At 57.8% G+C, this 13853-nt stretch carries 15 protein-coding genes; 2 read left to right on the top strand and 13 right to left on the bottom strand.

Translation table 11 applies throughout. The annotated features are described in order from the left end of the window. Positions 1-5: 5 nt before the first annotated feature. From era to ACJJIK_RS00260, 6 genes are all read right to left on the bottom strand, one after another. The gene (era, locus tag ACJJIK_RS00285) at positions 6-905 is read right to left on the bottom strand and encodes a GTPase Era (protein ID WP_444931753.1); all 900 of its coding nucleotides are present in this window, start codon (positions 903-905) and stop codon (positions 6-8) included. Positions 906-1027: 122 nt separating this feature from the next. Next, positions 1028-1708, bottom strand: coding sequence for a ribonuclease III (rnc, locus tag ACJJIK_RS00280; RefSeq protein ID WP_444931754.1), 681 nt, complete (start codon positions 1706-1708; stop codon positions 1028-1030). Beyond that, positions 1701-2141 carry a DUF4845 domain-containing protein gene (locus ACJJIK_RS00275; protein ID WP_444931755.1) on the bottom strand — a complete coding sequence of 147 codons (441 nt, stop codon included), beginning with the start codon at positions 2139-2141 and terminating at the stop codon, positions 1701-1703. Before ACJJIK_RS00275 ends, rnc begins: the two co-directional genes overlap by 8 nt. A 53-nt stretch (positions 2142-2194) precedes the next feature. Beyond that, complete coding sequence (gene lepB, locus ACJJIK_RS00270; RefSeq protein ID WP_444943862.1) at positions 2195-2962, bottom strand: signal peptidase I; 768 nt, start codon at positions 2960-2962, stop codon at positions 2195-2197. 49 nt (positions 2963-3011) lie between these two features. After that, positions 3012-4817: a translation elongation factor 4 gene (gene lepA, locus ACJJIK_RS00265; protein ID WP_444931757.1), complete on the bottom strand. Its 1806-nt coding sequence runs from the start codon at positions 4815-4817 to the stop codon at positions 3012-3014. Positions 4818-4951: 134 nt separating this feature from the next. After that, positions 4952-6346: a Do family serine endopeptidase gene (locus ACJJIK_RS00260; RefSeq protein ID WP_444943861.1), complete on the bottom strand. Its 1395-nt coding sequence runs from the start codon at positions 6344-6346 to the stop codon at positions 4952-4954. 172 nt (positions 6347-6518) lie between these two features. Between ACJJIK_RS00260 and mpaA the strand changes: the two genes are divergently transcribed. Next, a complete protein-coding gene (gene mpaA / locus ACJJIK_RS00255) occupies positions 6519-7223 on the top strand; it encodes a murein tripeptide amidase MpaA (protein WP_444943860.1) in 705 nt (234 codons plus the stop codon). On the opposite strand, the gene ycjG is transcribed toward mpaA, so the two are convergent. The 5 genes from ycjG to rpoE all read right to left on the bottom strand — a co-directional run bounded on the left by ycjG (position 7211) and on the right by rpoE (position 11337). Next, positions 7211-8158 (bottom strand): L-Ala-D/L-Glu epimerase, encoded by a 948-nt coding sequence (gene ycjG, locus ACJJIK_RS00250; RefSeq protein WP_444943859.1) that lies wholly within the window; start codon positions 8156-8158, stop codon positions 7211-7213. The genes mpaA and ycjG overlap by 13 nt on opposite strands. Before the next feature lie 81 nt (positions 8159-8239). Next, the gene (locus ACJJIK_RS00245) at positions 8240-8686 is read right to left on the bottom strand and encodes a SoxR reducing system RseC family protein (RefSeq protein WP_444931761.1); all 447 of its coding nucleotides are present in this window, start codon (positions 8684-8686) and stop codon (positions 8240-8242) included. Between the two features lie 12 nt (positions 8687-8698). Further along, entirely contained in the window at positions 8699-9898 is a 1200-nt protein-coding gene (locus ACJJIK_RS00240) for a MucB/RseB C-terminal domain-containing protein (RefSeq protein ID WP_444943858.1), read from the bottom strand. A gap of 1 nt (position 9899) precedes the next feature. Further along, positions 9900-10604: a sigma-E factor negative regulatory protein gene (locus tag ACJJIK_RS00235; protein ID WP_444931763.1), complete on the bottom strand. Its 705-nt coding sequence runs from the start codon at positions 10602-10604 to the stop codon at positions 9900-9902. Between the two features lie 118 nt (positions 10605-10722). Continuing rightward, entirely contained in the window at positions 10723-11337 is a 615-nt protein-coding gene (gene rpoE / locus ACJJIK_RS00230) for an RNA polymerase sigma factor RpoE (RefSeq protein ID WP_282931954.1), read from the bottom strand. Positions 11338-11515: 178 nt separating this feature from the next. Between rpoE and nadB the strand changes: the two genes are divergently transcribed. Then, on the top strand, positions 11516-13123 hold the full coding sequence (gene nadB / locus ACJJIK_RS00225; RefSeq protein WP_444932330.1) for an L-aspartate oxidase: 1608 nt from the start codon (positions 11516-11518) through the stop codon (positions 13121-13123). A gap of 43 nt (positions 13124-13166) precedes the next feature. On the opposite strand, the gene ACJJIK_RS00220 is transcribed toward nadB, so the two are convergent. Next, positions 13167-13619: a protein YgfX gene (locus ACJJIK_RS00220; RefSeq protein WP_444943857.1), complete on the bottom strand. Its 453-nt coding sequence runs from the start codon at positions 13617-13619 to the stop codon at positions 13167-13169. Then, the gene (locus ACJJIK_RS00215) at positions 13594-13839 is read right to left on the bottom strand and encodes an FAD assembly factor SdhE (RefSeq protein WP_444931765.1); all 246 of its coding nucleotides are present in this window, start codon (positions 13837-13839) and stop codon (positions 13594-13596) included. Before ACJJIK_RS00215 ends, ACJJIK_RS00220 begins: the two co-directional genes overlap by 26 nt. Between the last annotated feature and the right edge of the window lie 14 nt (positions 13840-13853).

Genomic DNA, 13853 nt, shown 5'->3' with positions numbered 1-13853 from the left:
GATGATTACTCGTCTCTGTAGCCCAGACTGCGCAAAGCCCGCTCATCATCGGACCAGCCAGACTTTACCTTGACCCACAAATTGAGCATTACCTTGTTGTCAAACATGCGCTCCATATCCTCTCGCGCCTGGCTGCCGATCTGCTTAATCCGCTCGCCTTTATTTCCGATCAGGATGCGCTTTTGACCGGACCGCTCAACCAAAATGGCAGCGCTGATATGCAGGACCTTCCCCTCCTGGGTAAACTCCTCCACTTCGACGGTGACCTGATAGGGCACCTCGGCACCCAATTGGCGCATAATCTTTTCGCGCACAATTTCTGCGGCGAGAAAGCGCGAGCTGCGGTCAGTCACCTGGTCTTCCGGGAAGAAGTGCTGCCCTTCGGGCAAGTGCTTCAAAATAACCTCTTCCAGCGCATCCAGATTTACATTGCGCAGGGCCGAAATCGGAACGATCTCTGCTTTTGGGTGCTGCTCGGCCAGGGCCTGCAACTGGGGCAACAGGTCCGCTTTATCTTCGAGCTGATCCACCTTGTTCACGGCAATAATCAGCGGGCATTTAATGCCGCGCAGCTTATCGGCCACCAACTGATCCGCCTCGCTCCAGCGAGTGCGCTCCACCACAAACACCACCGCATCCACATCCCGCGCAGCACTGGCCGCCGCCCGGTTCATATAGCGGTTGATCGCTTTTTCCTGGTCTGAATGCAGGCCCGGGGTGTCGACAAAAATAATCTGGTTTGGACCTTCGGTTTTAATACCGAGCATATTGTGGCGGGTCGTCTGCGGCTTGCGCGAGGTGATCGCGAGCTTCTGCCCCAGCAGGTGGTTCAACAGTGTGGATTTTCCCACATTGGGGCGGCCGACAATCGCGACGTAGCCACAGCGAGAAGGTTGTTCGCTCAAGAAATTTCTCCGAAAGAGTTGGAGGTCTCCGGGAGACCCGGAGCCAGAAGCGCCCCCGGCGATGCCGGAGGCTGTCAGTGCGATACGGGATATAAATCCGACGCAGCGCTTGTATTGTAAGGTTAGTCCTGCCCGGTAAGCAGCTTGTAGGCCTCAACCGCCGCAGTCTTTTCAGCATTGCGACGACTGCTGGCCTCACCCTTTACCGGCTGCGCGAGACCACTGACACGACATTCCACCACAAAGTGCTGGGCGTGCTCTGCGCCAGAGACATCTACGACCTTATATTCCGGCAGCGGCTTTTTGCGTGCTTGCAGCCACTCCTGTAGGCGGGTTTTCGGGTCCTTCACAGTCTCCAGTGACAGTCCCTGCAAGCGCGGCGCAAACCACTCAAGCACCCGGGCACGCGCCGCTTCCAAGCCGGCATCCAAGTAGATAGCACCAATCAGCGCCTCTACGGCATCGGCGAGAATTGACGCCCGGCGAAAGCCGCCACTTTTCATTTCGCCCTCGCCGAGGCGCAGGCAATCGCCAATATCCAGCTCCCGGGCGAGCTTCGCCAGTGTTTCACCGCTCACTAGTTGAGCCCTCAAGCGGCTCAACTGCCCCTCGCGCCCATGGGGGAACTGCTCGTAAAGTGCCGCACCGATGGTGAAACCGAGAATAGAATCGCCGAGAAACTCCAGCCGTTCATTGTTACGACTGCCATGGGAGCGGTGGGTAAGAGCCAGTTCAAGCAGCTCGGCCTGAGCAAAATCATGGCCGAGGCGCTTGCAGAGGCGTTCCAGTAAAAGATCAGTCACGTTTGCGGAATTGCTCCAGATCAATCAGCGGATCACAGCAAAGTTCTGGCTTCGCCGTATCGAGCTGCTTATTAAACTTCATTACAACGTCAACGTTGTATATCAAGGGCTGGCGCAACTCGTAATCGATGCTCACCACAGACCCCTTTGTACCGCGAATGACCTGTACCGATTTGGTCGGCTCTCCGCGAACATTGTTAACGAGGAAAAAGCGGCTCAGCTCTTTCTTGATTTGGCCGGCCGTCATACCTTCCAGGTCGGGACGCTTACCGAGGGTTTTTAGCCCCTCATTGACGTAGCGCGCATCTACATAGGCCGGTGCCATTTTGGAGACACAGGTCAAAGCAAACCCCAGTACCGCGATGACCAGCAGCCACCCCCAGTAACTCATACCTCTTTGCCGTTGCAGAGAAAAGTTGAGTCTGTCACCCATAAATATGCCCTCCATCCTTTATAAATAACCGGGCTAGTGCCCGGCTGGTTTCATTATTGGATTGAGCCTACACGCTTAAAGCTGGGCAAACTGAGTAGCTTGTCCCAGTGCATCCAAATGGCGAAAGCTTTGCCAACGATGTCTTTCTCGGGAACAAAACCCCACTCCCGGCTATCGAGGCTGTTATCGCGATTATCGCCCATCATGAAATAGTGTCCCTCTGGAACAACACCACTGAAGTTGCTGTAGCGTCTGAGGTGAACACTTTTTTGCATCTCGTGGCGATAACCATCGAGGTCCTCCCACATAACCTCCGTTTGCGGGTTGCTCGGCGGAATAGCGCGAATCAACTCCTGGCGAGCCAGTTTACCGTTGACATAGAGCACATTATTTTTCAGCTCTATCCTGTCGCCCGGCAAGCCAATCACCCGCTTGATATAGTAGGTATTGTTGTTGTGCGGGGGGAAGAACACCATCACATCACCGCGCTTGGGCTCACCCACGTCCATCACCTTGGTGCGGGATACCGGCAAACGCACACCGTAGGCGTACTTGTTAACCAGGATAAAATCCCCAATTTCCAGCGTTGGAATCATGGAGCCCGACGGGATCTGAAAAGGCTCAAACAGAAAAGAGCGCAGAACAAACACAAACGCGAGAATTGGGAAGAAAGACTTCGCGTACTCGACAACGACCGGGTCCTCCTGCTGATCGCCAACTTTTTTCTTGCGGTGACGGGCGAAAAACAGGCTGTCGACCAGCCAGATTCCTCCGCTAATCGTCACCAAGCAGAGCAGAATCAGAGGTAAATTAATATCCATTACGTTTCTCTACTATCCCTTATTTTTATCCTGGCGCAGAGCCTGCGCTCTACTGATCCACCTTCAGTACCGCCAGGAATGCCTCCTGTGGCACCTCAACACGGCCCAATTGCTTCATTCTGCGCTTACCCGCTTTCTGCTTCTCCAGCAGCTTTTTCTTACGGGTAACATCACCACCGTAACACTTGGCCGTCACATTTTTGCGCAGCGCCTTCACCGTGGTTCTAGAAACCACCTGGCCGCCAATGGCCGCCTGAATCGCCACATCAAACATCTGTCGGGGGATCAGCTCTTTCATTTTTTCCGCCATAGCGCGGCCCTTCTGCTGCGCATTATCGCGGTGAACAATCAGGGCCAGAGCATCTACGCGGTCGCCATTAATCAGGATGTCCAGGCGCACCAACTTAGCCGCCTCAAAGCGGACAAAGCTGTAGTCCAGCGAAGCGAAACCGCGACTTACAGACTTGAGGCGGTCGAAGAAGTCCATAACGACTTCGCTCATCGGCAGTTCGTAGCGCAGGGAAACCTGTGAACCCACGTACTGCATATCCTTTTGGATACCGCGTTTTTCCACACACAGAGTGATGACATTGCCCAGGTACTCCTGCGGAACAAGAATATTCACCTCGGCAATCGGCTCTCTCATTTCTTCGATAGAACCCACATCGGGCAGGCGCGATGGGTTGTCCACCATCACAGTCTCACCGTCTGACTGCTCAACTTCGTAGACCACGGTGGGCGCGGTGGTGATCAGGTCCAGATCGTATTCCCGCTCCAGGCGCTCCTGGATAATTTCCATATGCAGCATGCCGAGGAAGCCGCAGCGGAAACCAAAGCCCAGGGCATCGGATGTTTCCGGCTCATAGAATAGGGAGGCATCGTTCAGCGAGAGCTTCTCCAGCGCATCCCTAAAGGCCTCATAATCATCTGAGCTGACCGGGAATAAGCCGGCATAGACCTGGGGCTTAACTTTCTGGAAGCCCGGCAGCATGTCGATGTCATCGGCACCCTTGGCATGGGTCAGAGTATCACCCACCGGGGCACCGTGAATATCCTTGATACCCGCTACCACAAAGCCCACTTCACCGGCGCGAAGCACACCGGTTTCATGGCGCTTGGGCGTGAAGATACCGACGCTGTCGACAACGTGGGCGCGACCGATAGACTTGGTAACGATCTTTTCTTTGGTTTTCAGGGTACCCTGAACGACACGCACCAGAGACACAACGCCCAGATAGCTGTCGAACCAGGAGTCGATAATCAGCGCCTGTAGGGGGGCATCCACATCGCCTTCCGGCGGCGGTACCATACGCACCAGATCTTCCAGCACATCTTCAACCCCAAGGCCGGACTTGGCACTACAACGGGTCGCCTCGGTAGCATCGATACCGATAATATCTTCGATCTCTTCTGCAACTTTCTCCGGGTCCGCCTGGGGCAAATCCATCTTGTTCAGAACCGGAATCACTTCCAGGCCTTGCTCAATGGCCGTATAGCAATTGGCAACTGACTGGGCTTCAACACCCTGGGCGGCATCAACCACCAGCAGCGCGCCCTCACAGGCCGCTAGAGAGCGGGATACTTCATAGGAGAAGTCCACGTGCCCCGGGGTATCAATAAAGTTCAGCTGATAGGTCTTGCCATCGCGCGCCGTGTAGTCGAGCGTCACACTCTGCGCCTTAATGGTAATCCCACGCTCGCGCTCGAGCTCCATGCTGTCCAGAACCTGTTCGGCCATCTCCCGATCGGAAAGGCCACCACAGTCCTGGATAAAGCGGTCAGCCAGGGTAGATTTGCCGTGGTCGATATGGGCAATAATGGAGAAATTGCGGATATGAGAGAGATCTGTGGCCACTGCGGAATAAAAACCCTTGCAAAATCAAATGATTAGCTGGCTGCTGTGCCAACTGTGTGGCGCAAGTCTAACAGAACTCATGGACAGAGGTGAGAGCTAGGTGGCCCAATGGGCCACCAATCACCCGAAAGCCATCAGCTTTCGATCTTAATTGTACGGAAAGTGGACTGTCCGGCACGGAAAAAACGAATCGGCAACAGCTCGTCTTTCGGCAGATCTTTCACAACGGTTTTGTAGTCACCGAGGTCATCCACCTCTTCAAAGCCGAGCTGAGCGATGATGTCGCCGCTGCGCAGACCCGCTTTAGCGCCGGGCTTGCCGGGAATCACCTGCTTCACCAGCACGCCAGTTTCCACATTCCAGCGCTGCTTCAGGACATCGGGGATCTCCTCAACCACCACTCCCAAGCGCCCCCCTACCGCAGAGCTGCGGTAGGCCGCCGTTTGAACGCCCTCATCAGCGGAGCCCGGCAGGGCGCCAACAATGACATTGACCCGCTCAGACTTCCCTTTGCGCATCAGTTCCACCTGAGCCTTTGTACCGGGGCGAATCTGACCAACTACGTGTGGCAGGTCGCCGCGCACACCAATTTCCTGGCCGTGGAAACGCATGATAATGTCGCCGGGAATAATTCCCGCGCGGGCTGCGGGCGACCCGGGGCTCACCTGCTCGATCAGAGCACCGGCGGGCTTATCGAGCCCCATCGCCTCCGCCATATCGCGGCTGACATTGCTGATACCCACACCGAGCCAGCCCCGATCCACGCGCCCCTTCTCCTTCAGCTGGGCCACCACGTCCTGGGCGAGGCTCGCGGGAATAGCAAAGGACAGGCCGATAGAACCGCCGCTGCGGGTATAGATCTGGGAGTTAATCCCCACTACTTCACCATCCAGATTAAACAGCGGGCCGCCGGAATTACCGGGGTTGATCGCCACATCCGTCTGGATAAAGGGAACGTAATTTTCTTGACTCTCATTGGGGATACTGCGCCCCATGGCGCTGACGATCCCGGCGCTGGCGGAGTAGTCCAGACCGAAAGGAGAGCCAATAGCGACAACCCACTCCCCCACCTGGAGATCTTCGGAATCTCCCCAGCGCACCGCCGACAGATCATCCGCATCAATCTTCAATAGAGCCAGATCGGAGCGCACATCCCTGCCGATAATCTGCGCCTCGTATTCGCGGCGGTCGGTCAGCGTCACGGTGACCTGATCAGCACCATCAACCACGTGATTGTTGGTTACGATATAACCGTCTTCAGAGATGATAAAGCCGGACCCCATACTCGCTACCGGGCGCTGCTGGCGCTGGCGCGGCTCGAACAGGTGACGGAAGATATCGGGAATTTCCTGCTGAAGCTGCGGCTGACTACTGCGACTAACACGATTGCGATCAACCGTATTGATTTTGACAACCGCCGGGGAGTTATCTTCGATCAACTCCGTGAGTTCAGGCAGTCCGCGAGCACTGGCAACCCCGGAAATCAATAGACAGATAACCAGTAGATATTGTGTACAACTTTTAACCATAGGTTTGTTACCCCTAGTGATCCCTTCTAATATGAAACCATTGGATTTGCGAGTCCCTTCAAGGGCGAGCCTTGGCATGTCCAGCCCTTTCGAGGACTCTCAGTAACGACTTAGTGGCGATCCAGTCACCAAAGTTCTACAACAGACTGTAAAACTGTGTAAAGAGCTAATGATGCCCGAAATGTGCCCGCGCTCCGAGCGCGGCCAGTTTCACCAGTCCACAGAGCGCTACGGTAAAAGTGTTTTGGGCGCCCCTCTGCTCTATTTCCCCGCGCAAACTGGCAGTCACCACGGCCTTATAATGGCCGGCACGCACGGGGATGAAGTGGCCGCAGTCGTCGCACTGTCCTGTGCGCTGCGGGCGCTTACCAGCCACGCACTGAGTCACCACGTCATCCTCGCGATCAATCCGGACGGCTGCCAGCTGGGCACCAGGGCCAACGCGCGCGGTGTAGATCTCAACCGCAATTTCGCTACGGCAAACTGGGATAGCGAGGGCAGTGTCTACCGCTGGAATAGTGCCGCCGAAAAACGCGACGTTCGCCTGAGTACCGGGGATAGCGCTGCCTCTGAACCCGAGACCTCGGCACTCTGCCAGCTGATTGCCAAACTGGTGCCCAGCTGGACCGTCTCCATTCACGAACCCCTGGCCTGTATCGAAGACCCCAGCAATAGCCCACTGGGGATGCAGCTTGCCAGCAACTTCAAACTGCCACTGGTGGGAGACGTGGGCTACCAAACTCCGGGCTCCTTTGGCACCTGGTGTGCCGAGCAAGCACTGCCCTGTATTACCCTTGAGTTTCCCCCCATCTCCGCTGACGCCGCCAGCGAAGACTACCTACAGGCCCTAATCGAGCTACTCACTTACGCCCAGTAAACCCTACCCGCCTCAAAGCGCAGCGGCGGTTCCACATCTCTGGCCAGCCAGGTGGGGCCATCGAGGTCCAGGAAGCTCGCCCGACGCCCCAGGGGCCAGGCAGCGCGAATCGCTCGCGAAGTGCACAGCATACACCCCAACATAACCTGTAAACCGAGCCCCGAAGCTGCATCCGCCAACGCCTGCGCCTCGGTAATCCCACCGGTCTTATCCAGTTTGATATTGATCATGTCATAGCGCTTAACCAGCTTCGGCAGATCATCCCGGGTATGACAGCTCTCATCGGCACAAATGGTCAGCGGGTGCTCAAAGGTCTCCAGAAACTCATCCTCGCCCGCCGGCAGAGGCTGCTCCAACATTGCCACCCCCAGCTCGCTCAAATCGCGACATCGCTGCACCAGCGTCTCAGCCCGCCAGGCCTCGTTGGCATCAATCACTAACCTGGCTTCGGGTGCCGCCGCTCGAACTGCCGACACCCTCTCCTGCACATGCCGGTCATCGAGCTTTAACTTGAGCACAGCAACCCCAGCTTCAGCAGCGACCCGCGCGGCGTCCGCCATGGCCCTGGGGCTGGCCACAACCAGAGTTTGTACGGTAGGGAGAGCGTCGGGCGCGGGGGGTTGGCGCCCGGAACGCTTAGCCTCCCAATCTACCAGCGCACAGTCCAGTGCATTTCGCGCAGCCCCGGCAGGCATATGCCGCTGCAATTGCGCTCGCGTCAGCCCATTGGCTACATCTTTAAGCACAGGCTGTAATTGATCTAGAACAGAGGTCACACTCTCCCCATAGCGGGCGTAAGGTGTGCACTCACCAACTCCGGTAACACCGCCCGCGCTAACCTCCACCACCACAACCTGGGCTTCGGTGCGAGCGCCACGGGAAATAACAAAAGCAGTACGCAAAGGCCAGCGCTCATCGAAACAGCGAGCCCGCATCGGGAGCCTCTCCAGGCAGAAAAAGGAATTTTCAGTTTAGGTCAGGAAGGGAAAATATCGCCGTCGCGATCAATACCCTCGCTATTTCTGCGAGGGCTCAATCTGTAGCAGCACCGGGGTATAAGTGGGGTTCCCCGACTGGTATCCGCTGTACCAGCGAACACCCAAAGCGCCGGCGACCAGGCCGAGCAGTGCCCCCACTACCGCGCCGGGCTCTGCAAACAGCAAATCCCCAATCAGCGCAGCCAGTACCAATGACATCAGGGGAAGGAGGTAAACCAGCAGAGCGCTGCTGGTCAGGGCATTCTCGGTGATACCGATAACGGCGGTATCATTGAGGTGAATTTTATCGGCGGGAAAGCCGTTTAGGGCGACCCTGACCCGGGTCGAGGAGGAAAACAAATCGCCCAGCAGCCCGGTTCCACAGCTGGACTTGGTAGAGCAGCCACTACAGGCGCTGCTCTGGGTGGCCTCCACCCAGATCGCGTCAGATTCTATCGCCACTACCCGGCCACGCTCTTGCAGCACCTATACGCTCACTTAGCTCTTTGCGCTAATCGAGCTGGCGACACGGCGGGCGGTAGCATCGGGGATTTCACCTACCACAGTAACCGTGTAAGCAACACCCTCCAGTTCGAGCCGGTCCACATAAAACACTGTGGCTCCGCGCATAGCCCGCCCTTTGACGTCCTCAAGCTCCGAACCGAGGCGCTGTACAAATACGGAGAACACCCCCAGGCCATCGCTAAACACCATCATATCGCCATCGGACAACGGCTTGACCGAGACCACCCGAAAACCTTCGGGCAGCCAACCCACCTGCCAGCGGCTCTGTGACGCGGTGCAATCACTTCGATTGTCGATGCGACGGGCATTGCTGGAGACCGCTTGCAAAGCGGCATCCTCAACCGGGGAGAGATCCAGTTGCACAAACTGATAGCGCTCCAGCACTCGGCCCTTGGTGCTTACCAACATTGTCTTCAGCGGCAACCCGGTCTGCCTATCGAGGCTCACGACCAGGCCCAGGCGATAGCGATCCCGAGGGCGCGCTTCGATGACCACGGCTTCGCGATCCGCAATGCGCTCCTCACCCCGCAGGATAAACTGGTAGGCCCGCTGCACCTGCTGCTGCCCCACCGAACTCCACGCGGTGGCGCGATTTCTCGGCGAGGTACTGATATCGCAGTTTCCGGCACTGCCGTGGCTGATCAACTCTCTCGGCTCGCCGCTCAGGTAGCGCACACGCTCTACCTGTTCACCCTCTCGAACCCCGTGAACGACCTGCAAAGTCTCCAGGAGGCCCGCGTGTTCGAAGGTGACCAAACCGCTATATTCGAGCTCGGTTACCGCTTTTGCCAACTTGGCCAGCCAGTGCTCAATCTCATTGCTATCCGCTGCACCCGAACTGACCAGGCCACTCTGTGCTGCGGTATTGAGATTGGTGGCACCAGGAGTTACCGCCTCCTGCACCGATACGGTGCCCAGCCCCCCCTCGGGAGCTGCAGCGGAGCTGTCCAGCTCAACTGCGCCCTCGCCCGTCACAGCCATCGCTGCCACAGCCGGCGCGGTCGCGGGGGGCGTCGCCATATCGAGATTAATCGTGGTGGGGGCAGCGGACTCAACCCCGGCGCCGACCTGAGCAGATGCGATAGATACCGACAGTGAGGAGGCCAACAGCAAACCGTTGGCCCAGAGAGCCCTACTGAGGATTCGACGTCCCCTGGTTTCGACTTTCGTCACACTACATACCAACTTGTTCGCCGTAAGTGGCGCGAGCAAAGGGCACCATACCCTGAGTGCCCACATGAGCGGCTTGTTCTGAATGCTGAATCATTACGCGATTCAGGTGGCGTATCAACTCGGGAGTGACCGCCTGCTGAATAACGGCCTGGCCCACAACACCGGTGCGCTGCTCCGGCACAAAGCGGGGCGCCGCTGTGCTCACAGAGCGCGTGGAGGGAGCGGGCACATAGAAGCCGGAGGGCTGTGGCGCCGACTGAACCACCGGCTGAACCTCACGCTCTACCGATGCCACCGGCTGACTGGTCCCCGGCATGGTATTCTGCGGAGACTCTGTCATTTGCTGCACACCCAAAATAGCGGCAAAAGCCACTGTCGCGGCAACAGCACCACGGGACAGCGGGCGCCACCAGCGATTGTTGATCAAACTGCCAGCAACCGCAGATCCCCCATTGCCGCCTTGGGACAGGGGCTCTTCCTCGTCGATGGCGGCAGAAATACTCGCTGCAAGGCCGACGTCAACCGGTGCGACCTGTTCGCGGCGCATCACGCTGGCCGCGAGCTGGTAGCGCGACCAGCGCTCACCCAACTCTTCAGAGGCCGCGCTGGCCTTCAGAAGCCGTTGCAGCTCCAGTTCGCTGACTTCGCCATCCATGAGCGCCGAGAGCGACTCGTTAAGACGTTCCTGATGATTCCCGTGGGACATAGGGGTTAACCCTCTTGTGCAATCATTTATTCGGTGCCCACAAGCACCATATTTGGTTAACTGTTATGACCGGAGTCTGAGCGGTTGGTTTCCCCGACCGGGAAAATTTTCCGCAAATTTACCCCCTGTCACCCAGTGTTTCCGGCTCGCCGGCCATCACGGCCTGGACCGTCCGGTCTATCGCCTCCCGTGCGCGAAATATTCTAGAGCGCACGGTACCCACCGGGCATCCCATAACCTCGGCGATTTCCTCGTAGCTCAGTCCCTCAAGCTCCCTCAGCGTTACCGCTGAGCGCAGATCCTCAGGCAGTGCGCGGATAGCGCGGTGCACCGCCGCCTCCAGCTGATCGCGAAACATCTGGCTCTCAGGTGTCTCGTTATCGCGCAGCAGGTCGGCACCCGAGTAAAACTCGGCATCTTCCAGTTCGACATCGGAAGATGGCGGCCGACGACTGCGGGAAACCAGGTGGTTCTTAGCGGTATTGATCGCAATCCGATACATCCAAGTATAAAAAGCACTCTCGCCACGAAAGTTGGCCAGAGCGCGATAGGCCTTGATAAAGGCCTCTTGGGTTACATCCTGTACTTCACTGTGGTCCTTGATGAACCGACTCACTACAGCAACAATTTTGTGCTGGTACTTGAGTACAAGAAGGTCAAACGCGCGCTTGTCCCCTTTTTGTACCCGCTCGACCAGCTCGCGGTCACTCGTTGACGCCTGATGCGCTGTCATCCACAACTCCCATATCCAGCCACACTGCGGGTGCCACAAATTTTAACTGCGGGGCTACCGGCGCAGGCGTTTCTTTTACTGTGTTGATGACAATGACAATAGGACATAAGTTCCACGTCAAATCGACGAATAATCAGGAAGCGCTATACTACGCGACCCTTAAACATAATTGAAATCTATGAATGCCCAGGCAAACTACGACGTTCTCGTGATTGGAAGCGGTGCCGCAGGCCTTACACTGGCTCTGCACCTAGCCTCCCAGTACCGCGTGGCCCTGCTCTCCAAGCAGAGACTGCAAGATGGCTCCACCTGGTTCGCCCAGGGAGGCATCGCCGCAGTGCTGGATGAGATGGATTCGGTTGAGTCGCATATTGCAGACACATTAGACGCGGGTGCAGGACTCTGCCACCCCGCTTCAGTGCGCTTCACCGTAGAGGAGAGCACCGCCGCAATCCGCTGGCTGATCGACCAGGGAGTAGACTTCACCCGCGAGGAACAGGGCTACCACCTCACCAAAGAGGGTGGACACAGCCACCGGCGCATTATTCACAGCGCCGACGCCACCGGCCGCGCAGTGCACAGCACCCTGATCAGCAAGGTGTTGAACAGCCCCAATATCGACTGCTTCGAACACCATGTCGCCATCGACCTGATCCGCCAGCCGGACCCGGACAAGGGCCGCTTCCGCTGTGCCGGCGCTTATATACTCAACAAAAATACCGATGAGGTTGAACTGCTCCAGGCCAAGGCCGTCGTCCTGGCCACCGGCGGTGCCAGTAAGGCCTACCTCTATACCAGCAACCCCGACGGCGCCAGCGGCGATGGCATCGCCATGGCCTGGCGCGCCGGTTGCCGGGTGGCCAATATGGAGTTCAACCAGTTTCACCCCACCTGCCTCTACCACCCCAAGGCCAAAGCCCTGCTGGTGACCGAGGCGCTGCGCGGTGAAGGCGCCCTGCTCAAGCTTCCCGACGGCAGCCGCTTTATGGATCGCTTCGACAAGCGGGGGGAGTTGGCACCGCGGGATATCGTCGCCCGCGCTATCGACCACGAGATGAAGCGGCTGGGTGCGGACTGTCTCTACCTGGACATCTCCCACAAAGACCCGCAGTTTGTGCGCGATCACTTTCCCACGGTCTACAGCAACTGCCTCCGCTACGGTATTGATATTACCCGTGAGCCCATTCCAGTGGTGCCCGCCGCCCACTACACCTGCGGCGGTATTATGGTCGACCGCCACGGGCGCACGGATCTGGACCAGCTCTACGCAATCGGCGAAACCACCTTTACCGGCCTGCACGGCGCCAACCGCCTCGCCAGCAATTCCCTGCTGGAATGCCTGGTCTACGCGCGCTCGGCGGCACTGCATATCGATGAACACCTGAATGAAGTACAGGCGCCCCGCCCGTCTCCAGCCTGGGACGCGTCGCGGGTCACCGATTCCGATGAGGATGTGGTGATCTCCCATAACTGGGACGAGCTGCGCCGCTTTATGTGGGACTACGTAGGTATTGTGCGCACCCGCAAGCGGCTCTTGCGCGCCCAGCACCGGGTAAAATTGTTGCAGAAAGAGATTCTCGAGTTCTACGCCAATTACCGTATCAGTAATGACCTGGTCGAACTGCGCAACCTCTCCCTGGTATCGGAGCTGATTATCCGCTCCGCCCTGGACCGCCGCGAAAGCCGGGGGCTGCACTACTCCCTGGACTACCCGAAACTGCGCGAACTGGCGATGGACACCATTCTGGTACCAGAGAATTTTGCCGGCCAGCGCCAGTTTATTTAACCGGCGGATTGTGGGGCCGGCCTACTGCGGCGGCCCCGCAGTGCTAGCGGGAATAGCGCAGCGCTACCTGGAGCCTGCGCCAATCCTGCGGCGCCAACATATCCCTGGCCAGCACCAAACGCAGTCGGCGCCCCGCCCTGTCCCGAGCGTTAATCACCATCAACCAGGACCACAGCACCAACTCACCAGCAAAGTGGAATTCGCGGTTCTCAAGGCCATCGGCGCGCCAAAACCACCTCCGCTCACGGGTCGACAAATGCCCCCGCACCGCTTTCAGCCGGCGCAACTCTATCCAGGCGTAAATCACAACGAGCAAACTGGCCAGCACAGATAACGGCGGTGGCAGGTTGCACAGCCAAATGAGCAGGACCGCCAGAGCGGCGATCAACAAAAGAAGCAGGAGCAAGAGAGAGGAGGGCGCAACGGCGCAATTTAAGCGGGCGCTGCGCTCATAGAGCAATAGCGCTGGGCTATTCCTGGAGTCCGGTGTTGTCACGAATAATCTGCACTATGCGCTGCAAATCCGGATCAGCCGGATCTTCACGGCGCAAAAACCAGGCGAACAGGTCCTGATCCTGCTCGTCCAGCAGGCGGATATAGCGCTGCTGATCCTCCGGCGCCAAGGTCTCATAAACATTATCCAGAAACGGCAGCAACACCAGATCCAATTCCAACATGCCACGGCGGCTGGCCCAAAACAGGCGGTTGCGATCCATACTTCTTTCCAACC

This window comes from Microbulbifer regidiadema (SeqCode) (assembly GCF_052466995.1).
The sequence above is the reverse complement of the archived record's forward strand: the minus strand, read 5'-3'. Positions and strand labels throughout refer to the sequence as shown.

Coding starts and splice junctions, on each gene's coding strand:
- lepB (WP_444943862.1), bottom strand. CDS start 2,962: ATGGATATTAATTTACCTCTGATTCTGCTCTGCTTGGTGACGATTAGC.
- ACJJIK_RS00260 (WP_444943861.1), bottom strand. CDS start 6,346: ATGGTTAAAAGTTGTACACAATATCTACTGGTTATCTGTCTATTGATT.
- rpoE (WP_282931954.1), bottom strand. CDS start 11,337: ATGACAGCGCATCAGGCGTCAACGAGTGACCGCGAGCTGGTCGAGCGG.
- ACJJIK_RS00235 (WP_444931763.1), bottom strand. CDS start 10,604: ATGTCCCACGGGAATCATCAGGAACGTCTTAACGAGTCGCTCTCGGCG.
- nadB (WP_444932330.1), top strand. CDS start 11,516: ATGAATGCCCAGGCAAACTACGACGTTCTCGTGATTGGAAGCGGTGCC.
- mpaA (WP_444943860.1), top strand. CDS start 6,519: ATGCCCGAAATGTGCCCGCGCTCCGAGCGCGGCCAGTTTCACCAGTCC.
- ycjG (WP_444943859.1), bottom strand. CDS start 8,158: ATGCGGGCTCGCTGTTTCGATGAGCGCTGGCCTTTGCGTACTGCTTTT.
- ACJJIK_RS00215 (WP_444931765.1), bottom strand. CDS start 13,839: ATGGATCGCAACCGCCTGTTTTGGGCCAGCCGCCGTGGCATGTTGGAA.
- ACJJIK_RS00275 (WP_444931755.1), bottom strand. CDS start 2,141: ATGGGTGACAGACTCAACTTTTCTCTGCAACGGCAAAGAGGTATGAGT.